This window comes from Campylobacter sp. CFSAN093259 (assembly GCF_012889985.1).
In the GTDB taxonomy this organism is placed as follows: Bacteria; Campylobacterota; Campylobacteria; order Campylobacterales; family Campylobacteraceae; genus Campylobacter_D; species Campylobacter_D jejuni.
The window spans coordinates 550,530-573,847 of record NZ_CP040617.1 but is presented as its reverse complement, the minus strand read 5'-3'; the positions used below and the strand labels follow the sequence as shown (position 1 = coordinate 573,847).

34 protein-coding genes and 2 tRNA genes are annotated in these 23,318 nt (G+C 30.4%); 20 read left to right on the top strand and 16 right to left on the bottom strand.

The genetic code is table 11. The features are described from left to right. Window positions 1-3: 3 nt before the first annotated feature. Window positions 4-1,023 carry a bifunctional 3,4-dihydroxy-2-butanone 4-phosphate synthase/GTP cyclohydrolase II gene (locus FBF20_RS03130; protein ID WP_002852104.1) on the bottom strand — a complete coding sequence of 340 codons (1,020 nt, stop codon included), beginning with the start codon at window positions 1,021-1,023 and terminating at the stop codon, window positions 4-6. Window positions 1,024-1,115: 92 nt separating this feature from the next. Here FBF20_RS03130 and FBF20_RS03125 point away from each other — a divergent pair. Together FBF20_RS03125 and FBF20_RS03120 are read left to right on the top strand one after the other, a co-directional pair. After that, a tRNA-Gln gene (locus FBF20_RS03125) sits at window positions 1,116-1,190 on the top strand. A 33-nt stretch (window positions 1,191-1,223) separates the two neighbouring features. Beyond that, window positions 1,224-1,299 (top strand) — tRNA-Met (locus tag FBF20_RS03120). 21 nt (window positions 1,300-1,320) lie between these two features. Here FBF20_RS03120 and FBF20_RS03115 read toward each other — a convergent pair. The 3 genes from FBF20_RS03115 to FBF20_RS03105 all read right to left on the bottom strand — a co-directional run bounded on the left by FBF20_RS03115 (window position 1,321) and on the right by FBF20_RS03105 (window position 3,161). Next, the gene (locus tag FBF20_RS03115; protein ID WP_282434113.1) at window positions 1,321-1,719 is read right to left on the bottom strand and encodes a WYL domain-containing protein; all 399 of its coding nucleotides are present in this window, start codon (window positions 1,717-1,719) and stop codon (window positions 1,321-1,323) included. 66 nt (window positions 1,720-1,785) lie between these two features. Beyond that, the gene (locus tag FBF20_RS03110; protein WP_168952603.1) at window positions 1,786-2,487 is read right to left on the bottom strand and encodes a hypothetical protein; all 702 of its coding nucleotides are present in this window, start codon (window positions 2,485-2,487) and stop codon (window positions 1,786-1,788) included. Then, window positions 2,487-3,161, bottom strand: coding sequence for a S24 family peptidase (locus FBF20_RS03105; protein ID WP_002791430.1), 675 nt, complete (start codon window positions 3,159-3,161; stop codon window positions 2,487-2,489). Before FBF20_RS03105 ends, FBF20_RS03110 begins: the two co-directional genes overlap by 1 nt. Window positions 3,162-3,310: 149 nt before the next feature. Between FBF20_RS03105 and FBF20_RS03100 the strand changes: the two genes are divergently transcribed. The 15 genes from FBF20_RS03100 to FBF20_RS03030 all read left to right on the top strand — a co-directional run bounded on the left by FBF20_RS03100 (window position 3,311) and on the right by FBF20_RS03030 (window position 11,638). After that, a complete protein-coding gene (locus tag FBF20_RS03100; protein WP_002826948.1) occupies window positions 3,311-3,511 on the top strand; it encodes a hypothetical protein in 201 nt (66 codons plus the stop codon). After that, window positions 3,508-5,583: a DDE-type integrase/transposase/recombinase gene (locus tag FBF20_RS03095; protein WP_002878918.1), complete on the top strand. Its 2,076-nt coding sequence runs from the start codon at window positions 3,508-3,510 to the stop codon at window positions 5,581-5,583. Before FBF20_RS03100 ends, FBF20_RS03095 begins: the two co-directional genes overlap by 4 nt. A 70-nt stretch (window positions 5,584-5,653) precedes the next feature. Further along, complete coding sequence (locus FBF20_RS03090) at window positions 5,654-6,577, top strand: AAA family ATPase (protein WP_002806833.1); 924 nt, start codon at window positions 5,654-5,656, stop codon at window positions 6,575-6,577. Between the two features lie 2 nt (window positions 6,578-6,579). After that, complete coding sequence (locus FBF20_RS03085) at window positions 6,580-6,771, top strand: sigma factor-like helix-turn-helix DNA-binding protein (protein ID WP_002795448.1); 192 nt, start codon at window positions 6,580-6,582, stop codon at window positions 6,769-6,771. Then, complete coding sequence (locus FBF20_RS03080; RefSeq protein WP_002824157.1) at window positions 6,768-6,953, top strand: hypothetical protein; 186 nt, start codon at window positions 6,768-6,770, stop codon at window positions 6,951-6,953. The genes FBF20_RS03085 and FBF20_RS03080 overlap by 4 nt, the downstream gene beginning before the upstream one ends. A 56-nt stretch (window positions 6,954-7,009) precedes the next feature. Then, the gene (locus FBF20_RS03075) at window positions 7,010-7,351 is read left to right on the top strand and encodes a DUF4406 domain-containing protein (RefSeq protein ID WP_002791419.1); all 342 of its coding nucleotides are present in this window, start codon (window positions 7,010-7,012) and stop codon (window positions 7,349-7,351) included. Window positions 7,352-7,457: 106 nt separating this feature from the next. After that, the gene (locus FBF20_RS03070) at window positions 7,458-7,943 is read left to right on the top strand and encodes a host-nuclease inhibitor Gam family protein (protein WP_168952602.1); all 486 of its coding nucleotides are present in this window, start codon (window positions 7,458-7,460) and stop codon (window positions 7,941-7,943) included. Further along, entirely contained in the window at window positions 7,940-8,119 is a 180-nt protein-coding gene (locus tag FBF20_RS03065; RefSeq protein WP_002791416.1) for a hypothetical protein, read from the top strand. The genes FBF20_RS03070 and FBF20_RS03065 overlap by 4 nt, the downstream gene beginning before the upstream one ends. Window positions 8,120-8,182: 63 nt before the next feature. After that, entirely contained in the window at window positions 8,183-8,455 is a 273-nt protein-coding gene (locus tag FBF20_RS03060; protein ID WP_002791414.1) for a hypothetical protein, read from the top strand. Further along, on the top strand, window positions 8,452-8,838 hold the full coding sequence (locus FBF20_RS03055; protein WP_002791413.1) for a YopX family protein: 387 nt from the start codon (window positions 8,452-8,454) through the stop codon (window positions 8,836-8,838). Before FBF20_RS03060 ends, FBF20_RS03055 begins: the two co-directional genes overlap by 4 nt. Window positions 8,839-8,949: 111 nt before the next feature. Beyond that, a complete protein-coding gene (locus FBF20_RS03050; RefSeq protein WP_002878917.1) occupies window positions 8,950-9,912 on the top strand; it encodes a hypothetical protein in 963 nt (320 codons plus the stop codon). After that, window positions 9,909-10,178 carry a hypothetical protein gene (locus FBF20_RS03045; RefSeq protein ID WP_002784531.1) on the top strand — a complete coding sequence of 90 codons (270 nt, stop codon included), beginning with the start codon at window positions 9,909-9,911 and terminating at the stop codon, window positions 10,176-10,178. The genes FBF20_RS03050 and FBF20_RS03045 overlap by 4 nt, the downstream gene beginning before the upstream one ends. After that, window positions 10,178-10,870 carry a hypothetical protein gene (locus tag FBF20_RS03040; protein WP_002878916.1) on the top strand — a complete coding sequence of 231 codons (693 nt, stop codon included), beginning with the start codon at window positions 10,178-10,180 and terminating at the stop codon, window positions 10,868-10,870. Before FBF20_RS03045 ends, FBF20_RS03040 begins: the two co-directional genes overlap by 1 nt. Next, complete coding sequence (locus tag FBF20_RS03035) at window positions 10,867-11,316, top strand: regulatory protein GemA (protein WP_002865478.1); 450 nt, start codon at window positions 10,867-10,869, stop codon at window positions 11,314-11,316. Before FBF20_RS03040 ends, FBF20_RS03035 begins: the two co-directional genes overlap by 4 nt. 46 nt (window positions 11,317-11,362) lie before the next feature. Next, window positions 11,363-11,638, top strand: coding sequence for a hypothetical protein (locus FBF20_RS03030; RefSeq protein ID WP_002795452.1), 276 nt, complete (start codon window positions 11,363-11,365; stop codon window positions 11,636-11,638). On the opposite strand, the gene FBF20_RS03025 is transcribed toward FBF20_RS03030, so the two are convergent. Next, the gene (locus FBF20_RS03025) at window positions 11,630-12,301 is read right to left on the bottom strand and encodes an endonuclease (RefSeq protein WP_002852234.1); all 672 of its coding nucleotides are present in this window, start codon (window positions 12,299-12,301) and stop codon (window positions 11,630-11,632) included. The genes FBF20_RS03030 and FBF20_RS03025 overlap by 9 nt on opposite strands. 93 nt (window positions 12,302-12,394) lie before the next feature. Between FBF20_RS03025 and FBF20_RS03020 the strand changes: the two genes are divergently transcribed. From FBF20_RS03020 to FBF20_RS03010, 3 genes are all read left to right on the top strand, one after another. Further along, window positions 12,395-12,679, top strand: a complete 285-nt coding sequence (locus FBF20_RS03020) for a Mor transcription activator family protein (RefSeq protein WP_043012815.1) — start codon at window positions 12,395-12,397, stop codon at window positions 12,677-12,679. A 121-nt stretch (window positions 12,680-12,800) separates the two neighbouring features. Then, window positions 12,801-13,007, top strand: coding sequence for a CJH_07325 family protein (locus FBF20_RS03015; RefSeq protein WP_002865476.1), 207 nt, complete (start codon window positions 12,801-12,803; stop codon window positions 13,005-13,007). Then, on the top strand, window positions 12,973-13,878 hold the full coding sequence (locus tag FBF20_RS03010) for a hypothetical protein (RefSeq protein WP_168952601.1): 906 nt from the start codon (window positions 12,973-12,975) through the stop codon (window positions 13,876-13,878). Before FBF20_RS03015 ends, FBF20_RS03010 begins: the two co-directional genes overlap by 35 nt. On the opposite strand, the gene FBF20_RS03005 is transcribed toward FBF20_RS03010, so the two are convergent. The 11 genes from FBF20_RS03005 to FBF20_RS02955 all read right to left on the bottom strand — a co-directional run bounded on the left by FBF20_RS03005 (window position 13,875) and on the right by FBF20_RS02955 (window position 23,317). Further along, on the bottom strand, window positions 13,875-14,852 hold the full coding sequence (locus FBF20_RS03005) for a tail protein (protein ID WP_002855003.1): 978 nt from the start codon (window positions 14,850-14,852) through the stop codon (window positions 13,875-13,877). The two genes, FBF20_RS03010 and FBF20_RS03005, sit on opposite strands and share 4 nt — an antisense overlap. Further along, window positions 14,846-15,037 (bottom strand): tail protein X, encoded by a 192-nt coding sequence (locus FBF20_RS03000; RefSeq protein ID WP_002784520.1) that lies wholly within the window; start codon window positions 15,035-15,037, stop codon window positions 14,846-14,848. Before FBF20_RS03000 ends, FBF20_RS03005 begins: the two co-directional genes overlap by 7 nt. Continuing rightward, a complete protein-coding gene (locus FBF20_RS02995; RefSeq protein WP_002784519.1) occupies window positions 15,030-15,404 on the bottom strand; it encodes a phage tail protein in 375 nt (124 codons plus the stop codon). Before FBF20_RS02995 ends, FBF20_RS03000 begins: the two co-directional genes overlap by 8 nt. A 124-nt stretch (window positions 15,405-15,528) precedes the next feature. Next, window positions 15,529-16,767, bottom strand: coding sequence for a phage minor head protein (locus FBF20_RS02990; protein ID WP_002865473.1), 1,239 nt, complete (start codon window positions 16,765-16,767; stop codon window positions 15,529-15,531). 1 nt (window position 16,768) lies between these two features. Continuing rightward, window positions 16,769-18,145, bottom strand: coding sequence for a DUF935 family protein (locus tag FBF20_RS02985; RefSeq protein ID WP_002865472.1), 1,377 nt, complete (start codon window positions 18,143-18,145; stop codon window positions 16,769-16,771). A gap of 9 nt (window positions 18,146-18,154) precedes the next feature. Next, window positions 18,155-19,825: a phage terminase large subunit gene (terL, locus tag FBF20_RS02980; RefSeq protein WP_002865471.1), complete on the bottom strand. Its 1,671-nt coding sequence runs from the start codon at window positions 19,823-19,825 to the stop codon at window positions 18,155-18,157. Beyond that, window positions 19,825-20,424 (bottom strand): DUF1804 family protein, encoded by a 600-nt coding sequence (locus FBF20_RS02975; RefSeq protein WP_002803360.1) that lies wholly within the window; start codon window positions 20,422-20,424, stop codon window positions 19,825-19,827. The genes terL and FBF20_RS02975 overlap by 1 nt, the downstream gene beginning before the upstream one ends. Continuing rightward, window positions 20,417-20,875: a phage protein Gp36 family protein gene (locus FBF20_RS02970; RefSeq protein ID WP_002855185.1), complete on the bottom strand. Its 459-nt coding sequence runs from the start codon at window positions 20,873-20,875 to the stop codon at window positions 20,417-20,419. Before FBF20_RS02970 ends, FBF20_RS02975 begins: the two co-directional genes overlap by 8 nt. Window positions 20,876-20,991: 116 nt before the next feature. After that, complete coding sequence (locus FBF20_RS02965) at window positions 20,992-21,969, bottom strand: major capsid protein (RefSeq protein ID WP_002865469.1); 978 nt, start codon at window positions 21,967-21,969, stop codon at window positions 20,992-20,994. A 2-nt stretch (window positions 21,970-21,971) separates the two neighbouring features. Beyond that, window positions 21,972-22,499: a hypothetical protein gene (locus tag FBF20_RS02960; RefSeq protein WP_002784505.1), complete on the bottom strand. Its 528-nt coding sequence runs from the start codon at window positions 22,497-22,499 to the stop codon at window positions 21,972-21,974. 2 nt (window positions 22,500-22,501) lie between these two features. After that, on the bottom strand, window positions 22,502-23,317 hold the full coding sequence (locus FBF20_RS02955; protein WP_002865468.1) for a phage protease: 816 nt from the start codon (window positions 23,315-23,317) through the stop codon (window positions 22,502-22,504). Window position 23,318 lies beyond the last annotated feature (1 nt).

The following is a 23,318-nucleotide window of genomic DNA, read 5'->3' as shown; positions in this document are numbered from 1 at the left end:
TTTTTAGTTAAAATTACAAGCTTTAAGATTTAAACCAAAACCTTCTAAACCTATATAGTCTTTATCACAACTTTGAGATAAAAGTTTAATTTCTTCTATACCAAAATATCTTAAAATCTGTGCTCCTATACCATAGTTTTTGTATTGAGTAGTACTGGATTTTTCTCCTTGCATGAAAACTATAACGCCACCATTTTCACTAAGAAATTTGATTTGCTCTAAAAGTTTTGAAAATTTATCTGAAGTTAAAAGCTCAAAATCACTACCACTGATATGAAATTTAACATTTTCACATTTTTTGATATCTTTAAAGCAAAAAGCTATGTGTTGGGTTTGATTATGATCACTAAAGATAAATTTTTCTGCTTTAAAGCCTGCTAAAACACTTTGACTTTTTTCTTCAAGCTTAATAAGGCTTTCATGTTTTAGGCGATATTCTATAAGATCGCTTACGGCTATCATATTTAAATCATGTTTTTGGCAAAAAATTTCTAGATCTTCTCTTCTTGCCATATCTCCATTATCTTTTACAATTTCACAAATCACACAAGCACCTTTTAATCCTGCTAATTTACAAAGATCAACCGTGCCTTCTGTATGACCTGTGCGTTCTAAAACCCCACCTTTTTTTGCGATTAAAGGATTGATATGTCCTGGTCTTACAAAATCACTCGCTTTAGCATTATCATCGGCAAAAATTTGTATAGTCATATTTCTTTCATAGGCGCTAACTCCCGTTGTAGCATCTTTTGCATCTACGGTTATAGTAAAAGCAGTTTCGTGGTTTGAAGTATTTTTAGGCACCATTAAAGGAAGTTCAAATTTTTTTGCCAAAGTTTCATCTAAGGCTACACAAACCACACCACGAGCTTCTTTTATCATGAAATTTACTTTTTCTTGAGTGCTAAATTGCGCAGGAAAGATTAAATCGCCTTCATTTTCTCTATCTTCTGCATCTACCATAACAAGCATTTTTCCTGCTTGTAAATCCTTAATCGCTTGTTCTACGCTAACAAATTTCATTTTTATTTCCTTAAAATTTTTAAAATTATAACTTAAATTGCTTGACAAATAAATTAAAATTCATTATAATCACACTTTTAAAAAATATTTATTGGGGTATCGCCAAGCGGTAAGGCAACAGGTTTTGGTCCTGTCATTCAGGGGTTCGAATCCCTTTACCCCATCCACTTCTTATTTTATATTTCAAAGATCTTATATGCCGCGAAGTAGAGCAGTGGTTAGCTCGTCGGGCTCATAACCCGAAGGTCGGGAGTTCAAATCTCCCCTTCGCAACCAGTTAAGGATTTAAAATAAATTTTATTTAGATAGATTGTTTAAATAACTTTTTAAAATATCTTCTAGCCGTATTTTCAGTTCTATAGGAGCTAGAATTTTTATATAAGGAATCCACTGTTTAACCAAATGTAAAATTTCATCTTCATAGGAAACTTGAGTGCTTAAAGTATAGCTTGTTTCATCTTTATCAATGATTTGATAATTGCTTAGTATTTCTTTTCTAAAAAAATATTCCTTAGCATTTTTATCAAGTTTTAAAATCACTTCTTTGCTTTCTCCAAGCCAGATATTAGGATCATTTTGGATTTGTTCCTCAAGTTTTTCATTGGGAATAAAATTTTCATTTTTAGTGCGAAGTTTTGAAATTTTATCTAAATTAAAATGTTTTAATTTGTCGGCGGAAAAATAAAATGTAACCATAGAAAAATAAAATGATACTTTTTGGTTGCATTTTATTTTTCCATAAAACTTAAACTTAAAATGTAATTATATTATTTCTTTTACTTTGTTTTTCCAAAAATCAACAAATTTTCTATCAATTTTAGGATTTGCCTCAGCTTCTTTTATTAAATCATTTATACAATCAATTCTTTTTTGTTTGGATTTAATAGTTTTTAATTTCCCAGCTTCTTCATAATACTTAATACATTGATTTTCAAAAAGACTTACATCATAATTATCTTCCAAAAGTTGAATTGTATCTACAATTAAGCCATAGGCTTTGGGATGTCTTTCCTGTATTTTTTGTTCCATTTCTAATGCAAGTTTTCTTCTGCTTTCTGCAGTATCTTTATTTTTTGATTTTAAAGCTATGCTAACACTTTCTTCTGTGATTAAGATAAAATTTATTGCTTCTAAATAATTATCTTGATTATTTGAAGAGAGATAATGTGAAATTTTTTCATGTTTATTTGTAGAAAAATTTTTACACTGCTCATATAATTCTCGATAAGGTCTTTCTAATCTTAAAATCATTTCTTCTGTAATCATGGCTTTACCATAATGAATTTTAGCTGCTTCCATTAAAGAAATTTCATAATATTTAGATATTGCTTCTATTTCTTTTAAATCTTGTTTAGTAAGAGTGCCGTTTGTTGCTATTTTTATTAATTTTGATTTTATTCTAAAACCAGAATAAACAAATAAACCAATTGTTGCAATCAATATTATAATAATAAAATATAACATCACTCGTACTTTATAATAGCATTTTCAAAAGTTTTAATTGATATTGCCTTACAAACAACGCCTATAATTTCAGCGTTGTTAATATGCTCAATATTAACAACAATATCTTTGTAAAAAGAGTTCATAGAACTTAATACAATTTCATTTACAAATGGTTGTTTTAAAAGCTTTTTACAGTAAATTTCGCCATCAAGGTTGATAACCACAATATCTCCATTTTTAACAAGGTCAAGTTTATTTTTGCTCACATCAATAGCTATAACATCTCCACTATGGATAAAAGGCTCCATACTATCTCCTATAACTTTAATAATATCGAGTTTAGCTAAAGGCGGTAATCCTAAGGCTTCGCAGGCAAATTTTTTACTTATTGCTATCTCAGTATATTCTAATTGACTATTTATAGCACCATATCCAGCGGCGGCTGCCGCATCTGTATAATATCTTAATTTCAAAATATCATCTATAATTCGCATTTTGTCAAAAAAGATAGCATCAAGTGAAATATTGTGTTCTTTTGAAATTTTCATTAATAAATCGTAGGGAATGGTATTTCTAGTTCTCCAAGTGCTTAATGTATTGGGTTTTACTTTAAAAATTCCACAAAATTCTTTATCATCGGTGATATTTAACAGAGCATAAACTCTATTCAAAATGTCTGCTGTTTTATGCATTATAAGCCTTCTTTTATTAAAAAATTCACAAAATGCGATAAAATATCTTGACTTAATTCGCATTTTGTCTTATAATTTGATATTTTAATAGCAAATTGTATCTTAAAATAACTCAATTTGATATAAAAATATCAAATTAAAGGAAAAAAATGTTAAAACAATACTTCGAAGATAATGGTATTAATATAAAAAAATTCGCACAAAAACACAATCTTGACTATTTAAGTACTATTCGCGTTATAAAAGGTGAATATTTAGGAAAATACAAAGCGAAGAAAAACACTAGAGCAGTTTATGAAAAACTTTTAGAACTTAAAATCATTGATGAAATGCCTAAGGCTTGTTCATGAGTTACTTCTTAGAAACCAAAGAAGCCGCACAAACTTTTAATGTAAGCACAGGAGCTTTGAGGCTTGCAGTAAGTAGAAACTCAAATAAATATGAGTGGCTAAAAGTGGATAATGAAAAAGGTGGCAGGGGTGGTAAAAAACTACTATTTAAAATAAGCAAAGATGAGCTTTTAACCGCTTTTAATCAAGAATTAATCAGTAAAAATACTTTGATTTTTAATGAAAAAATGCAAAAAGTTAAATTGAGCGAAATTATTACTACCGATAATTTAAAAACTACAAATAATAGTTTAAAAACTAGTAATTTAAATTTAACAGAGCCAAAAATAGACAATGATTTGGCTGTTTTAAATATAAAGTTTGAAAATTTAAGCGATGAAATTAAAAACAATGCTAGAGAAAAGCTTAAGTCTTTAAAGCAAGTAGAAAAATATATTGAAGGAGGACTTAAGCAGAAAAGAGCTTTGGAATTATGCGGTATTTCTAAAATAGAAATTTTTAGAATTCGCAAAGCATATAAAGAAAATGGCATTCTAGGTCTTATCGACACTCGCGGACTTCACCGCAAAGATAAAACCAAGCTTAGTGCTTGGATGCAAGAATACGCTTTAAGAGAATATCGCACCTTTGGGGCAGGTGGATTTAATTTCACTGAGCTTTGGTGGCAAATTCACAAGGAAGCAGCCATTAAAGAAAATTATGACTTTATAGGTTTTGATTTGGGAAAAGTAAAGCCACTCTTTAGTGTAAAAACCTTACAAAATTTCATTAAAAACTATTATAAAGACAAGCCTTTGGAGCATTGTATTATCACACAAGGCTTAGATAAAGCAAAAAGTAAGTTTCTCCCTGCACAAGGCAATCAAAGAGAGCTTTATGATATGAAAAACATGTGTTGGCAAATCGATAGCTCTCCAGCTGATTTTATAGTAAGAGATGATGAAACACTAGAGCCTTTCCGCCCGCACATCTTAAGTGTCGTTGATGTCTTTAGTGGCATGGGAGTAGCTACCTTAGTAGGAAAATCAAACTCTTTAAGCCTAACTAGACTTTTATGGAAAGCCATAGATAAGTTTGGTAAGCCTGATATGATTAAAGGGGATAATGGTAAAGATTATCTTTCAAAAGATTTTCAAAGCTTACTTGATAGTCTTAATATAAGCTATGATGCAGCTATTGCTTACGCAGGAGAGCAAAAAGCTTTAGTTGAAAGGCGTTTTGGAACACTTCAAAGAGCTAGATTATCTCAAATGCACGGTCACATTGGAAATAGCTTAGCTAAAAGAGAAATGATAGAGCAAAAAACTCCTAAGAAAGAAAGAAAAGCTAAAGATGAATACGGCTTTGCTAAAAAAACTAATCAAAAACTCCTTCACACCTTCAGCGAAGCTTGTGAGCTTTTGGAAGCTGAAGTGATCAAGTGGAACATGAGCAAAGTTCGCCGAAAAAAAGGCGTTAAAACTCCACTTGAACTTTGGAACTCGTGCGATAGAGCTATTGTAAAAATATCTTATGAAGAATTTTTGTTTAATGCTGGGAATAAAGAACTTAGGGTCGTGGGCAAAAAAGGCATTAACTTTGAAAGTAGAGTTTATAAAAGTGCTTTAATGCCAAGTGTTGGCACAAGGGTTAAATGTGTGCAAAATATCGATAATATTAAAGAACTTTTCATTTATGATTTAAGCGGAAACTTTCTTTGTCTAGCACTTGATGAAAGTATCGCTAAACTTAGTAAAGAAAGCTATAAAATGCTTAAAAAAGGTTATGAAAGTGAAGTTAAAGCGATTAAAGAAGTGCTTAAAAAAGATGAGATTGCCGCCTTTACTAAACTTAATATTAAACAAGACTTACAAGATTTACAAAGTGCTTTTGAAAACTCACTCGTAGAAGCTAAAGAGGTGCATCAAAAATCCCTTGCAAAAGAAACTTTAAAAACTCAAAGAGAATTAGAAGAGATTAAAAATAATGCTAATGCAGATGAGCTTATTTTAAATGCTAAAAAAGAAATAAATAACGATGAAAGCGAGTTTGACATGGAAGCTTTTGTCGAAAAGAAATATTTTGCTGGTTAAAAATTGTTTAAAGCTTGATTAATTCAAATTTTAAAGAGTTTTTACTCATAAAAAAACAAAAGGATAAAAAATGCAATTAGTAGAACTTACTAAAAAGTTTTTAAGCACCCAAAACATCTCTCAAAACAATCTCTCCGATCGTTTAGGGATTAATAAAAGCTATATGGTGGGCTATATGAAAGAAGGAAGTAGCTATAAATACGCTTCAAAAGTAGAGCCTTTACTTGAAAAATACATTAAAAGCTTTGTGGAAGAAAAAAGCGTGAAAGAGCTTCAAACACCTTTTATTGCCACTAAAGATGCAAAGGCGATTAATGTAACCATTGAAAGTGCCATGAGCAATCGCGAAATGGGAGTAATCATTGGCGAAGCGGGGACTGGAAAAAGCAGAGCCATTAAAGAATATGCCGCTAAAAATGGAACAAGAGTGGTGCTTTTTGAAGCAACAACTGAGACAAGCAAAAGAATGCTTTTGGTGGGGCTTGAAAATAAACTCAATGTGTGTTTTAAAGGTTCTTTGGATGATAAGATTAGAGGCATTGCTAGCGAGTTAGCAAGAACTTCAAAGGTTTTAATTATAGATGAGAGTGAGCATTTGCCGTTTCGTGCTTTGGAGTGCTTAAGACGCATATATGATTTTTCAAATACTGCTTTAATCTTAGTAGGTACTAGAAAACTTAAAAACAATCTTACAGGCATTGGCAGAAATGATTACAACGAGTACGGACAACTAAGCTCTAGAATTGGTGCAAAATGGGAATTAAAAGGACTTTGCTACCAAAACAAAGAAGGTTTAAAAGATGAAGACTTAAAAACACTTTGTAATCATTTTGATGTGGAGGAGAAAAAGGCTATTGATTTAGTTTTTAACCTCGCTCGTGGCAACTTTAGAAAAAGTGAGAAGCTTTTAAAAAGAGCTTGTGAATTTGCAGATGGAAAAGCGGTTGAGCTTAAACACATAGAAGCTGCCGCATCATTTTTAATGCTGGGCTAAAAATGAGTTTTGAAGAGATAGCTAAAGAACTTAATCTTAGCGTGACACGCGTTCATCAAATCTATACTGAAGCTCTTAGAAAGTTAAAGAGTCCTAAAAATAAAGATAAGTGGATGGCTATCTTTGAAACGATTGACTTAATCAAAAAAGAAAAAGCAAAGAAAGAAAACTTAATACAAGGAGAGAAAAAATGATACCAATGATTAAAGGTGAGAAAGCTGATTATAGTGCTTCGCTTTTTGAGATAAAGGGTGTAAGCATTATTTATAAAGAAAGTGGAGTGTTTGTAGATGTTTTAAAAGGAATTTATCCTGATTATATTGCAAAAAAAATCATTCGTTTTCATTTGGGTAAAAAGCTTAACAAAAGTGCTTAAATTAAAGCACTTTGATTAAGTTTTTTAAAACTTAAATTTATTAGAAAGGATTAACAATGGCATTAGTTTATGTAGCCTCTCCTTACAAAGCTTTAGTAGTAAGAGAAAGTCAAAGAAAAGCACAAGCTATTAGCATAGCTCAGCAAGAATGCTTAAAAATTATGCGTGAATGTGAAGGTTTTGTGCCTGTTTCACCCATACTACAATTTAGTTATTTGGATGAAAACAAGCACAGAGACAAAGCTTTACAAATGGGATTAGAGCTTTTAAAAGCGTGTGATTATATTTATCTTAGCAAACACAAAGATGCAAAATATTCACAAGGTATGCAAGAAGAATTAGCACTTGCTAAAAAGCTTGGCATTAAAGAGCTAGTTTTGGAGTTGCCCTTACAATAAGGGCTTAAGGATAATCAAGAAAAAAACTAAACACGCAGTGCTTTTAAGATATGGCGTAATTCTTTGGGATTATCAAATTAATAAATTTAATTTAAAAGGAGAATAGATGCAAATAAATAATTTAGAAGATGTTAACTTAGCACTTAAAAAAGTGGCAGAACTTAGCGTAAAAATAGAAAAGATTAATGGCGAGGTGACTTTAGCTTGTAATGAGATTAAAGAAGCTCGTGCAGGAGAGATTAAGGTTTTAAGTGATGAACTTAAATATATAGAGCAGTGCATTACAACCTTTTGTGAAAATAATAAACACGAGTTTGCAGAAAAAAGAAGCAAAGAATTTACCTTTGGCAAGATTGGCTATCGCTTAAGTAAAAGTGTATCTTTACCACGTGTGAAAGAAAAACTAGAAAACTTAATCAAAGCTTTAAAAAGCTATGGACTTAATGATTGCATTACTTATAAAGAAGAACTTAATAAAGATGCTATTGCAGAGCTTGAAGATAGCGCCTTAGTAAAGCTAGGACTTAAAAGAGTTGTAAAAGATAATTTTAGAATAGAGCCAAAGATTGAAAGCTTGGAGATTGAAAAATGAGAGAGCTTTCCTTAGCGACTTTTAAACTTTTAAATAGTGTTTTTAAAACAAAAACAGCTCATTTTAATGGCTTTTTAGAACTTGATTTTAAAAATAAGCCTAAGCTAAAAAAGCAAAGCTTTAAAAGAAAAAAGAAAATGACTTCAAAGCAAAAAATTAGACTTAAAAGAATTTAACAAGTCCGCTAAGGCGGATTTGATTAAGTTTTTAAAACTTAATTTAAAACAAAAGGATAAAAAATGTATGTCAATGTAAGCATAGATGCGAGTGATTTAGAAGATATAGATGCTCATGATTTGGCTGAACTTTTTGAAGATTTAAGCACAAAAGAGCAAGAGGAATTCTTTGGAATTATCCATAAGGATATCAAGCCATTAGAAAGAATAAGAGCTATTCTTTCTAATTTGTCTAATGATGAAGCACTTAAACTTTTAAAAGAACTTAATAATGAGTTTAAAAGCGATGAGGAATGGCAAAAAACTATAAAAAGTATAAATGGAGGTAACAAATGAAACTACAAGATTTTGATTTTAGAGTTTGGGATAAGCATCACAAGGGTTGTGGTAATAAGGATTGCAAATGCCAAACAAAATATGTTTATGGTGAAGAAGCCAAAACAAGGTTATCTGAGTTTAAAGAGGATTGTGAAATAGAGCTTTTTACAGGGCTTTATGACAAGAAAGGTAAAAAAGTATACGAGAATGATATTGTTAAAGTTAAAAGTCTATACGATTACTTTTTAGCAAAAATCAGCATTCACAAAGAAGGGACTTTTTATTTTGAAGGAAAAAATGGAGATTACATAGGCTCTTTAATTTATTTAGTTGAAGATGAAGGATATACTATTGAAACTATCGGCAATATCCACGAGAATCCTGAACTTTTGAAATGTTAAAAAATATTAAAAATTTTAACATAAAAATGAAATATGTTAAAAAAAGCCAAAAAATTTAACAAAACTCACTAATTAGTGGGTTTGATTAAGTTTTGACAAGGAAAAAATAAAATGAATTTGGATTTTTTAAATGAGTTTAAGCTAAAAAATAAAGATTTAAATGAGAAATTAGAGTTTTTAATCCCTGATTTTTTAGTTAAAAAAGCAATAACCATTATTTACGCAAATGGCGGCAGTGGAAAAAGTTATTTAAGTGCTGCTATTTCTAAAACACTTTGCAAAGATGCAAGGGTTAAAAGCATCGTTTATGTTGACATGGATAATCCTTTAAATGTTTTAAATGAAAGAGGTTTTGGTGAACTTATTTTAAATGAAAGCAAATTCACTTATATTCACAGATCAAGCTTAAAAACTTCAGCTTATGAACTTTTAGAAATGATTGAAGGCAAAGGCGTAGCAGGAAGCTATGAAGGGGTTTTATTTGTACTTGATTCTTTACGCAATTTTGCAGATATTGATAATGATACTAAAATGATGTCTTTAATGTCTTTGCTCATGAATTTAAGAGAATGTGGGGCAACCATTATGGCTTTACACCATTCTACAAAAGATGGCAGAGCTTTTAAAGGCTCAAATCATATTAGAAACTCAAGTGATTGCATGTATTTTTTACAAAAAGTGGCTAACTTAGAACAAGGCTTTGAAGTATTGCTTAGTGTGCAAAAAGAAAGAGCAGGAATTAAAGATCAAGCCTTTTTTATCAATACAAAAACTCTAAATATTAAAAACACCGACTTGCAAAACGCTAAAATCAGCGATAAAGAAGAAGCTTTTATAGATAAAGTTTTAAAGCTTTTAAACGAAAAAAGCCTAAGCACAAGTGAGATTTTATCGGCTCTTGATGTCAGTAGGAGTGATAATTTTTCAAGGAATACTTTAGAGAAATTTAAAGGTGTTTTTTGGGAAAGTGAGCTTGGCGGAGAGAATGGTCGCACTTTTGTTTGGAAAAGTTTAAAAGCTGACAATAAAGACAGCAACGACAAAGAATTAAGCTTATTTGGGGGTGAGTTATGAAATTTAACCCTCCAAGCAAAGAAGATTTAATTAAAGCCATTGATGAGTTTAATGCTAAAAACTCTTGCTCTATCCCTTATTTTATAGCAGATAGTTTTATAAATTACTATAAGCAAGACGATGGAAGATGGCTCATGGCTAATAAAAAGCCTTTAAAATGCTGGAAAAGAGCACTTAATTCAACTTGGCTTCCAAAACTGGCAAACAAATATAAAAACAAAGATAAGCAAAAAGCTTTAGCTTCTTGGCTAGAAGAGGAGTTTTAATGGATAATGCAAAAGAGGCACTAAAAGAGCTTTTTGGTATTAGTGAAGTTCAAGCAGTGGTTATAGAAAAACTTTATTTTAAAGCCAAAACACCAAAAGATATACTAGGCTTTAAAAAATACTATGATTTAACCATGTTAAAAAAGCAATTTGTTGGTACAAGCTATGAAAAACTTTCTCTTGTGTGCGCCTTTGCAGAGCTTGATTTAAACTTAAGGTACAAAAATATAGAGTCTTTTTTAGAATGGCTTTTCATTTCATTTTCAAATCGTTTTATTTTTCAAACAAAAAAAGGAGATTTCTCATATTCTTTTGTACTTAGATATTATGATGGTAACATTGTTTATGATGAGTTAGGAAAGCCTGTTTTAAAGCATGTTGATTGTGGGGATAATCTTTATTTTATTAATGCTAATAAAGAGCTTTGTGATGAGCAAAGAAAACCACTGAATGTAGGAGAGTTTTATAATAAGCTAGTTGAATATATGTTTAAAAACCAAGATAAAATCATTTTTGATAATAAAATTGAAATAAGCCCTGTTATTAAAACTCAAATTCCTAGCCAAACTAAAATAAATAAAGATTACGAGCAAAACTATTTAGAATACAAAAAAAATCAAGATAAGCTTTATAATGCAAATATTGATAAATTCACTTCAAAACTAGAGCAAATTTTAAAGGCTAAAAAATGAATACTCAAAACACTTTAAAAAAGCACTTAATTAAAATCATTCATACCTTAAGAAAAGATACTAATTTAAGCGATGATGAAAGCTATCGCTGGGTTTTAAATGAAAGATATGGCAAAGCTTCAAGTAAGGATTTAAGCATAGATGAACTAAGGGACTTTGCTATAACTTTGGGCTATGATGAAAAGTTTTTAAAAAAGCAAAATACCAAAAAAGCAAGGTATTTTAAAAAAGAAAACACTAAAAGCGGAAGGGCTACAAAAAAGCAACTTAATATGATACAAGCCATTTGGAGTAAAAATGCTAAAAATCCTACTCAGTGGGCTTTAAGAGAGTTTATTAATAATATTATTAAAAAACGACCTTTGTATCTTTGGTATTTAAGCGTTGAAGATGCTAATAAAGTTATCCTAGGGCTAAAAAATTTAGAAAACAACAGCACACATTAAGCCAAACGAAGCTAATGTTGTCTCATCAAAACAAAAGGAGATTAAAATGATTTTAGAAATACATTCTTACGATGCAGAGTTTTTTTTAACCTTAGGCATAGAAAAACACTCACAAATTGCCTTTGCCGCAAAAAGAACAAGCCTTGAAATAATGCATAATGGAATCACTCATCAGATTAAAACTGATAAAGATTTTGGGATTTTACTTAATGTGATTTGCGTAATTAGAGAAAGAATTGATGAGAGTTTTGAGGAAGAAGATAAAAGCTTGGTTATTGATATAGATGAAATTGTGGCTAAAGTTTGCAAAGAATTAGAGTAATTCTCTAATTCTTTTTTCTTTCTCATCCATAGGGTATTGTTTATCCCAAGCCTCCATAAGCTTTCTTTCTTGATCTGACAATTTAATATTATAGGTCTTACTCATATATAAATAGCTTCTTGCAATCCAGCCTTTAGAATAATTTGCAGGATAAAATCTTTTTGCTTTAAAATCAGTATAAACCTTACAATTTCCATATTGAGTATATTTTAAATTAGTAGGAGCCTCAGCATATCTAAAATTGCTTCTATCCCCATTTATCTCTCCTATGGCTGGGACTAGGTTTTGTTTATCGGCTTCCATTTTTGCAAAAGTTGGATCATTTTTACAAGCTTTTCTGCCACCTTCTTTCCAGCAAGGTAAATGCTTTCCAAAGTTTTGGGCGGGCATAATATGCTCCCATTCTATGCGTTTGATTCTTTGGTTAATTTTTCCTTTTTTGGTGTATTCGTTTCTAGGAGCATATAAATCACTTTTAATCACTTCAAAACTAATATATTTTCCTTTTTTATTAACCTTAAAAGGTGCTTGACAATAAAAATCATACCAGTAAGAGCTCCCTAGATCATTATAAAATTTTACTAATTCTTTTTTGCTTTCTTCAAAACTTTTAGCATTTAATAAGCTTAAAGCAAGTATTAAAACGCTTATTATTTTTTTCATTTATTCTCCTTTTTATTTTTTAAAATTATACCCTACTAAATAAAATTTAGCTTTTTTGCTATAATTTGCAAAAACACTCAAATAGGACTAGCATTGCTTAGCAATAACGAATACTTTGAATATTTTATTGATTTTGTGAAAAATAACGACAAACGAGAAATCTTAAAAGAATTTGGCGGTGCAAATATTTACATACCAAGCTATAAAACCTTACTTAGAGATGAAGAATTAAAACAGGATTTTAAAACACTCATAAAACAGGGAATAAGCACTAAAAATGCAAGTGCGGAATGTGCTAAAAAATACGATTTAAGTTTAAATGCTGTGTATTTAATCACTAAAGAATTAAGAGAAAATTTGGAACCAAGTTTGTTTTAGTTTGGATTATGTTGATAATAAACTTCAATTAAATTTGCAATATTTGTTAAAATATGATAGCATTTAGGCTTGAGAAATATTTTAATTTGTCAATGTTTTTTTATATCTTTAAGGAAAATAAATGGAAAAGTTAGTTAGAGATAGTTATGGAAAGGTAAATTATATTAATATACCCTTTCATAACACTGGTAGCGTATCTGATATATGTATCAAAATAGAAGATAAAGAGCTAAACCAAGCTTTGCAAGATTTGAGTGATTCTATAGATAAAAGTTATAAAAATTCGGGTGTTTATGAGTTTATCACAAACAAATATAGAAAAAAATAAAATAGAATTAATAAACAGATTATTTAAATGCTACTTAGATTATCTTCAAGTTGATTTATCTAATTTTTTCAGAAATGATTCTGATAGAGGTAGAAATATTGATGCTATCGTAAGTTTTAGAGACATATTTGGGAGTATTTTATTTTTTGACCAAATTAATAGTACATTGCTTTCTGATACCAAGCATGATTTGGATAAATTAGAGATTTTTATCGAAAAACTTCTTAAAAAAGGAAGAAACCTTACTAAGATAAAAAAAGATAATATAAATCCATCTTGTATTAAAAAAATACTCGAAGATGATCAGATTGTAGATTTAATCGGAGAAATTTTAAATGCAGCTGGTTATTTTAGGGAATCTTCTGAGAAGCCGTATATGAAAGATTTTAAAAATGTATATTGTGATTGTAGTAAAATTAATAAACTTATTAAGTCCATCATAAATAAAGCTAAAGAAGATATCCTTAGTATTCTTAAACAATCAAAAGATGGCAAAAGCAATGGTTTTGTTCAGCCTGTTTTGGAGGTTCATAATGCTTTTTCACACCTAGCTACATTTTTTTATCAAGATAATCCTGAAGATCCATTTAAAAATATTGATAAAGCTAAAAGCCATCTTTATAGAGCGATACTTGATTATTATAAAATACTTATTAGATTCTCAATTAACGAAGTAAAAAAGAAAGATATGCTGACTGAGTCATTTTATTTAATACGAGAACAAGAATTTTTACTTTTAGGCCAAGATCTAAAAGATAAAAAAATTACTTTTTTTAACCCCAAATTAGAGAAAGAAGAGCAACAGGATATAATGATAGCCTACAAAATACTTTTTGAAACGATTGATGAAATTTTAGAGCATCAGTCTTAACTCTCAAACTCCACACTAACTATATAAGCTGAGTCATTAAAGCTATGACTCACGCTTTTAATACTAAATTCATAATGATCCATATTAATATCTTTAATCTTAAGTTTTCCACCTGCTCTTATTTCACGCCCAATAAGCTCACATCTTCCATTTAATCCACCTTTTTGAAGCTCATTGAGTTTTGCTTGTGCTTTTTTAAAAGCTTCATTATCATTTTTTGGTTGTGAGATTTGCATTTTATATATATTCTCCCCACTTCCTACTTTTATGCTTTTTATCTTTGCCTCATTTATATCTTGCCATTCTGCTATTACGGCACTATATTCATTTCTAGCACTTTCTGAAATTTCTAATGAAATACATTCTTTTAAAGCTATTTCAAATAAGGGTAAATTTTCATTCTTGCTTGTGATATTAGCAGCATTATCGCCAATCTTACCATCTTTTGGAGTAATGATTAAAGTATTTTCTTTTACACAGCAAATAAAACCATAATCAAAGCATATACTATATAAGAATTCTAAATTACTTTGATTATTTTGTAAAATACTTACTATATTTTGATCCTCTCCACTTGTTTTGATTTTTAGATTGTTTTCATTTGCGATTTTTCTTGCTATGGTAAAAAGAGTAGTGTTTTCAAAGCTTCTTGTCTTTTTCTCTTTTATATTAACGCTGCCTTTTCCACTAAAATTAATAGCACTTGCTCTAACTTCAGTAGTATTTGAAGTATAGTTTTTACTCACTACATTCACACTAAAGCTTCCACATTTATAAAGCTTTTCAAAGCCAAGCCAAAGCTCTAAACTATCCCCAAAAAGTGGCTTGGAATAAAGCCCAAAAACACTTAAACTTATCTCATCACTTTCAGCTTTTTCTTTATCTTCATAACTAATGCTAATAAGATTTTTAGAAAGTTTTTCTGTGATATCCTCACCTTTGGCAATAAGTTTAAACTTAGGTTTTCTTACCATAAAGCCTTTTCCTTGCTTTCTTTGATTTTAATACTAGGTAAAATCACTTTATCCCCTGTTTTTAAAAGAGGCTCTAATCTTGGATTGGCTAATAAAACTTGATTAAAATACAAAAGTGTCCCATAATGCTTATAGACTATACTATCAAGCCTCTCGTTGTTTTTAGCTATGTAAATCTTACTCATCAAAGTCCCTTTCTAAATCCATGCTAAAGCTTTGTGCTACAAAGCCACTTCCATCTACAAATGCACTTCTGTTTTCATTTAAGGATAAAATCACAAATTTACCATAATACTTTCCATTAGCTCCTGTTAAGATAAAAGATCTTTGTTCTTTTGCCATATTCTCAAGCTTATCTAAATAAGTATTTCTATCCCCTTTTAAAGGTAAAGTTTTGCCTTGTATTTTAATCTTTTCGCTTTCTTTAGAACTTGCAAATAAAGCATTATGATTATTAAGCCTATTTTGACTTTGTATGTTATATTCTAAGCTTCTTTCTAAATTATCAAAATTTAAAGCTTTAAACTCAAATTCTCCTAAAGCTAAAACCATTTAAACTCCTTTTTAGTTTCATCAAGCTAAAATTATCTTAATTAGATAAGGTTGATACCTAAAATGTAGTAGTAGGATAGTCCAATTAATTGGGGTATGTATTGTGAGTGCAAGTCTCACCGCCTTATCTGATCTTAATATATGTCTTATTATCTTTATTAATCGCTTCTACTTTTCCTAATGTAACTATTGCATTGGTTTTACCAAACTTCTTTAGCTTATAATCAGGGGTAATTACAATTTTATTGATACGACTAGCATCTTTTTTATCTTCAAAGAAATACAATAAAGAATTATTTGCATTATCCCAATAAACTTCTTTTGCTTCATCTAAAACTTTAACAATTTGCTTGATTTCATCCGCGCTTAAAGCTTGATTATAACTTGCCTTTCTTTTAGGGCTTGCGTGTAAAAGATTGTTTTTGCTCAGTGTAAAGTATAAGTCTTCTAAGTCTTTTTTATTTAATTTTTCTAAAAACTCTTTGGTGCTTTTATCCATTTTACCTACTTGTATGAAATTGATAGGATATTTTTGATTATCTTTGATTAATACTTCATCCACCATATCATCTAAGCTTTTTTGCCAAGTGTAAAGTTCTTTTTGATGAGCAAAGCTTTTAACTTCTTTTGTTTTTTTAGCCGCTGCACTTAACATATCAAGCTTTATAAAGTTTTGAATGACTTCAGTGTTTTTTTGTTTATAAAGCTCATCTAAAAGCTCTTCATCGTTAAAGCCATTAAATTCGCTTTCTTTGGTATTTGAAGGTGGAATTTTTAAGTCTTTAACTTCACTTTCGCCTAGATTTATAACTTTACACCTACAACCATAATCATGCATGGTTACATGTGGGTAATGAGTGTCCCAAAAAGGATCATCTTTATGTAAAACTATGCCATCAAAGGCTCTGTGTTTATCCCTAACCAAAGAATCTTTTTGGGTGCAGTATTTAAAATAAGGTTTAGTGCTTTTCATTTGATTTTCATAGATAGCTTTAGCTTTAGCTTTTCTTGAGTTTTCCTCAAAGATTTTTTTTAATCTTGCACTATTAAAATGAGTTTTTTTAACTTCTCCTGTTTTAGGGTTTATGACTTCCTTTGAACCCCACCAACCCTTAGCTTTTAATTTCTCCTCTGCAATCTTACTCCAAGTGCTAAATTTATCCCCATTTTTAATAGCATTTACTAAAGTATCTTGCATATCTTTTAACAAGCTTTCATCCATAAGCTTAGCAATAGTAAAGACTTTTTTATGGGTTGAATATGAAAGTTCATCATAATCAAAACTAAGCTCTGGCTTTTTATTTTTTAAAAAATCAACAGCTTTAGTAGGTTCTGAAAAAAATCCTATTTTTGCACCTGTCATTTTAATCCTCCAAGTATCCTAAAATACTCGAATTATTTAAAGCTATAAAAAGATGTTTTTCAAACTCGCTTTGCTCTAAACTAGAAAAATTTTCTTTAAGTTTATTGAGTGCCTCGTTAAAATCTTTACAATCTTTTACAATGCTTTCAAATTGCTCTTGAAAAAACTTTGACATGCTCTCATCGACTTTTAAGTATTCTTTTTGTTCCAAAGCTTTGTCAATAAAATCTTCTTCAAAGCTCTCTAACTTTGCTTTGTTTTCAAATAAAGCTTTTTTGTTTTCTTTATCATCTTTTAAGACTTTGCTTTCTTGATTTAAAAGCTCTTTTATAAGCTTTCCCTCTACATTATAAGTGCTTTTAATGTATTCTTCATCAAAGTTAAAGCCCATATTAAAGAGTTTTAAATCTCTTTCGCAAAGCTCACTTTTTGGTTCTGCTTCGCTAAAAAACTGCACATAGAGTTCATCTTTAAAATGATTGATTTCTTTGAAAAACTTAATGGCACGATTTAAAATAAAAAGAACGATTTGTCCATCTTGGGCGGCTAAATCTTTTCTTATTTGATTATGTGACTCAGCCGCTGCTAAAGAACCTCCGCTTACTTGAGAACTTAAATTAGCTCCTAAAACCACGCTTCTTATTTGATTATCTAAGTAATCTATTATTTCATTATAATTTGCCTTAGCCTTTGGCTGGATTAAATCAAGCTCTTCTTCTTTATCAATGACCGCACTATCGCCATTTAGCATTTGATGGATTTCAGAAGCTAAGGCATCAGGATCGCTATCTGTTTTTGCAACCGCCCAAGGAGAGCCAAATCTTTCTAAAAACTCCATCCAAAACTTTAAACTTGCATTTTTAAGCTTTACTGGAAAATAAAGTTTGGTTAGTAAGGCGTCTCCATTTTTAAATAAGAAATTAGAGCCAAAAAGCCCATAAATTGCTTTTTTATCTTCTATAATTTCATCAAAACCATTGCCATTATAAATTAGCTCATCGTTTTCATTAAAGCCAAAATTTCTAAAATCTCTTTGTTTTAAGATTGGATAGTAAAAACCATCTTTTAACTTGTAATTAACCTCAAAAACATTAAGTCCATAAAGATAGGTTTCTAAGATTTGACCTATTAAATCGGGATTAAAAAGATACTCAAAGCTTTCTTTAATTTTTTCATTTTCACAAACGATTTGAAGCTCTTTGGCTAAAATCACACTTCTTCTTGATTGATGAGCTTGAGTAAAGCTTAGATCTTTAAAAATCATTCTTTGATCGTTTTCGCTGATTTTAAGCACATTTATATAGCTTGAATTGATAAGAGTGTTAATAAGACTATTATTTTTTAATATCACTTCTCTTTTACTTTTTGTTTCTTTCATATTCTTCCTTTAAAAACGCCTTATTCTTGAAACAGAGTTAAAATGATGCTTTCTTCTTTTAATGCTACTTTTAGTTCTTGCTAATAAAAATGCTCCTGCTAAGCTATCAGGTGCATCATCATTTTTCCCTTCTGGAAATTCTAAAAGTTGATTTATAAGCATAGTTTGGCTTTTATGTAAAAAAAGCTCTTCATTTTCAAAAGCAAGGCTTAAACTCTCAATGCGTTCAAACTTGCTAACGCTATTATTTTTACCACGCAAAGGCAAAAAAACTCCACTTTCTAAGCTTTTTTCTTGTAACCATTTTTTTAAGAAAAATTGACCGCCATTAGTTTCAATTTCAATCAAGCGACATTTATAAATCTTTTGAAGATTAAAAATGGTTTTTATAATGCTTTGTGCTTTTAAGATTTTTACGATGCTTTCTGCTACATAAAAACCCTTTGTACCTTTGCCAATAATGGTAATCGCAGTAAAGTCACTTTTTGCTTTTTCTCCTGCTGGGTCAATATACATATAATACTGATTAATGGCGGGTAAATCATCATAAAAATTAATGCCATCAAGGCTAAAGATTTGATTTTCACTTCTTGGATTATTGAGTTGCTCTTTATTAAAAGCTTTTAGATTTTCAGCCCTTAACTTCATTAAATCCTCTAAGCTTTTAGCTTCTTCCCAAAGAACCTTAGCTCCTTTATCCATTAAAGCTTTATTTTTTAAATAAAATTGATGAGCGGTATTAAAATCAGCATTTCTATAAAGCGTGGCGTATTCATCCCATAAATCAAGCCTTTGTGGAAACTCTTCGATGGAACGGAAGACTTTAGGATTCCAAAAACCAAGCTTTAATTTTCTAGATAAAACACTATCATTATGTAAAATGGTTCCAATATAAAGCACATCTAAACTTCCATCTGCACTCCCTAAGTTTAAAACCGCTTCATCCACCCAATCTTCTAATTTATCCCTTTGATCTTTACTCCTGACATTAGTATCATTTTCTAAATCATCTAAAATAACTAAATCAGGTCTTTTAACCCCATATCTAACCCCACGAAGTCTTTTTCCACTGCCAAAGGCTTTAATCTTTACGCCATTATTACTTACAAACTCTCCTACGCGCCAAGTCTTGCCAATTCCTACTACTTCGGGAAAATCAAGCTTTAAATGCGGATTATCTTCAAGCTCTGCTTTAATAGCTTCAAGCATTCCTTCCATAAGTTCGACCGCATCTGAAATCTCTACTATAAAGCTTTTATAATTAAAAACTAAGCACCACAAAGGAAAGAGTTGTGAAGTGTAGGTGGATTTACCATGAGCTCTTGGTGCAGCTATGGCGTGTTTTTCACCTTTGCTTTCTTTTTTAAGTGCGATTTTTGTAAAAACTTCATTTAAGTGCAAATGTAAGCCACATTCTCCTTTAATGGTAAAATAATGCGGAAAATAAGTTCTTGCAAAATAATCAAAATCCACACTCGCTCTTTTAATTCTTTCTTGTTTTAAAGTAGGATCTAAATGGCTTTCATGCAAAAATTGAGTTTTTAATTCATTTTTTAGCTCATCCATCCATTCTAAAAAGTCTTTTCTTTGCATAGCACCTTTTAGTTCATTTGGAGTGTTTTTGTGCTTTTGTTCGTTTGAGATTAAAAACTCATCGAGTTCTTCTTTGGAAAAAAGCATTAAATATCCATTGCTAAAATTTCTTTTTCTATCACTCCACTTTCTAAAAGTGATACAAGTTTTGCTACGCAATCTTTATCATTTTTTAAATGACTTATGATAATTTCAACCACTTTTTTAGCAACATTTAAACGATAGCTACTTGGATCTTCTAATCTTGCAACCTTTCTCATTTTTGAAAAGCTATCGCCTATCCTTGCAATGGCTTCAGTTTTCTTTTCTGCATTCATTTTTTCATCAGTATTTATATTTTCAATCGCACAAAACATTTGCTCAGTAAAACTTTCATATAATGAGGCACTTTCTTTATCTTTTATTTTTGAAGTTAAAAGATTAGCTTTTTGCTTATCCCAATCGCCATCTTTGGCTTTGTAGTTTCTAATCGTTTTTTCATTGCGGTTTAAAATTTTTGCAATTTTAAATATATCAAAACCTGCAATATAAAGTTCTTTTGCTAAATCTTTTAAGTTGTTTTGAGACTTCGCGGATGAAGTAAATTTATCCTTACGAGCAGGAGTTTCACTCTCTGCACCCACCTGAAGGCCGCACCCGACCTTTGCCATCTTAGGCTTTGTGGTGGAAGTTAAATTTTTAGCCATTTAATCTCCTTAAATCCATTCTTTTTCTTTTAATTTTAAACGCTCTAACTTTGTTTTGTGGAATAAAGTTATCTTCGTTGATTTCAGTTGGAATTTTTTTATTTGCCATTTTTAAAAGTAAATCATTAGCCCACTCTCTAATCTCTTCTAAGCTTTCTTTTGGAAAATCATTTCGGCGTTTTAATTCCATAATTGTAAGCTTTACACAGATATCTTTTAAAAGAGGAGTTGGGTTTTTAGGTATCTTTATAAAACTTGCAATATAACTTTGTGCATCATTAATAGCATCATCAATCACTTCTTTATCACAAACCCCATCAGCATTTAAATCGCTAAGCTCTGCTATGGCATGAACGCTTAATTCTTTGATTAAATCCTTTTCATCTATCATAAAAAAATGCGTTTTAGTTTCTGTGATAAGCTTTTCTTCTAAAATGTCTTGATAATTCATTTAAAAAAACCTTTTTTTAATGTGGTTAAAATATGGTTAAAATCGTTTAAAATCTTTTTCTAATATCTTTTTAGCTTTAAAAGCATTTTTTGCCTTTAAAGCTAAAATTGTGCGTTTTACTCTAAAACAAGCTTAATAAGTCCATTTGGTCTGGTGCAAACTGGCATGGCTCTCATTTCGCCTACAATTTCAATTCCAGCCCCACGAGGTAAAATCTCAGGCTTAGAAACAAACATTAAACTTGGTGCTTTTCCTAAAGCATCAGTATGATTTGCTCTTGTATAATAAATGCGATTAGAATTATCCTTTGGCACAACCATACCCTCAGTGCCTTTTAAAAATTCAACGCTTTTTCCATTTGTATTTTTATATTTTGCACTATAACGGCGATATTTGGTGCCATATAAAATTAAGGACTTATCTTTCTCATCCCTACTTGCAAGATGATTTTTATAAAGATCTTCGCTTAATGCCAAGTTAGAAATAGCCGCAAAAAGTTCATTTCCACAAAGCACTTCATAATCAGCACTTGTTCCAAATTCATCAATAATTGCTGAATCAATCGCATCACAAACGCTGGCTAAAGTCACACTCCCATCTTTTTTAACACTAACAGCTTTCTTACTTGCACTTCCAAAATCAAAAAGCACATTTCCTTTGCCATCTAAAATCTTGCCAAATAAAGCACCATTTGCCATATATTCAAGCGTAGTGTTAAAGCTTTCTTTCATTTCTTTAACCAAAACCCCAAGAGCTCCACTTAAGCTTTTAGTCTGAGCTTCTTGCAATGCTAAAGACCTTAAAGAATTAATCTCGCTTGCACTGATTCTTTTTGCTAATGCAAAGCGTGGTAAAGGTATATTTAAAATATAAGCGTCTTTAGTATTTTCTAAAGAATGTTCCCCATTATCTGAAATGCTATTTAAAACAATTCCAGCACCTTTTATAATTTCAACCCTTACAGTGCTCTCTAAACTTGGGATTTTATCCTTAAAAAAAGTATCACTTACAAAGCGAGGTGAAGCTTTGGTTTGATTAATAACTTCAGTTATTTTTGTACTTGAAAAAAGTTCCAAAAGTTGCTCTAAATCCATTTTTACTCCTTAGTATTAATAATTAAATTTTGCATAAAAGCCTTTTTAACCGCACTTACATGAACGCCTTTTAAATTGATTTCTCCTGCTAATAAAACCCCATAAACTCCAGAACTAAGAGCGTGATCTTTAAGCATTGCTAATTTAACATTTTCTTTTGCACTAATATCTTCATTTGGACATTTTTTAAAGCTTTCTCCAAAATCTTCGCTGATTAAAAGCGTTCCAAGAGCTAAACTTTCATTAGTTTCAAGATCTATTTTCGCATTAATTGAAAACAAATCTTTATTGATAAAACTTTCAAGGCTTTTTGGCATAGCAATTAAAGGATCATTGCTTAAGCTTTTTGGTGTGACCTTTGATGGCATTTCTTCTCCTTCTTCATTTATAAATTCCTTAGCGGTTTCATTTTCACTCACAGCTTCTTCATTAGCTAGGTTCTCATCTTCTAAAGACAAAGCTTTAGGTAAGTCTCCAGTTTCCAAGTCTTCATTTTCTAGGTTTTGGGTTTCTTTTTTAGCTTTAGCCATTTTTAATCCCCTAACATCATTTTCACAACATCAAACTCATTAGTTTTTGCTGTGTTTTTATTTGCAAAAACATTATTTTTTGGAACTTGCACTTGATCATTCTTGGTATCTAAAAAGCTTTTAAAGCCTTCTAAATCCTTACAAGCATACATTAGCGCCCATTCTTTTTGGGAATTAGCAATTTTTCCGCTATTTAAAGCATTATCAACTAAAGAGCTTGCTAAGTTTTTAACGCTTTCTTCGTTTTGTTTTTTTAAAGCTTCATTTTGTAAAACGAGTGAGCTATTTTCATTTTTTAAAGCTATAATCTGAGATTCTAGCTCTTTGATTTTTTCATCCATTTTCTCTCCTTTGTTTTGATGAATATTATTTTTGTTAGCAATGAGTTCGCCTAGCTCATCAATAAATGGCGTATTAGTTAGTGCGACTGAGTGAAGCTTAGCTCTTACTAGTTCTCCACTTTTATTGTCTTTTGAATTAAATTCAAACACAGGGGATAAATAGCGGTATTGCTTATTTGCTATATATTTTTTAGCCTCTTCGTTAAACTCAGCCTTAGCCATTAAGGCATCATTTTCCAAATAAAGCTCTTTAATCCAACCTGCAGCAGGTGCTTTTTCATTTTTTAAGCTTTGATGCTCATAGTCAATAACCAAATCAATCTTTTTTTGATTAAAATTATCAATCATCGAGTTTAAATCTTTATCATCAACCTTAAACCTGCCATTATTATGCCCTTTCCACTCACCCTTAATTGCCACTTTTATGGGCTTATCATTGCTAACTTCGACTAAATTTTCTTTATTGATAAAAAGCATT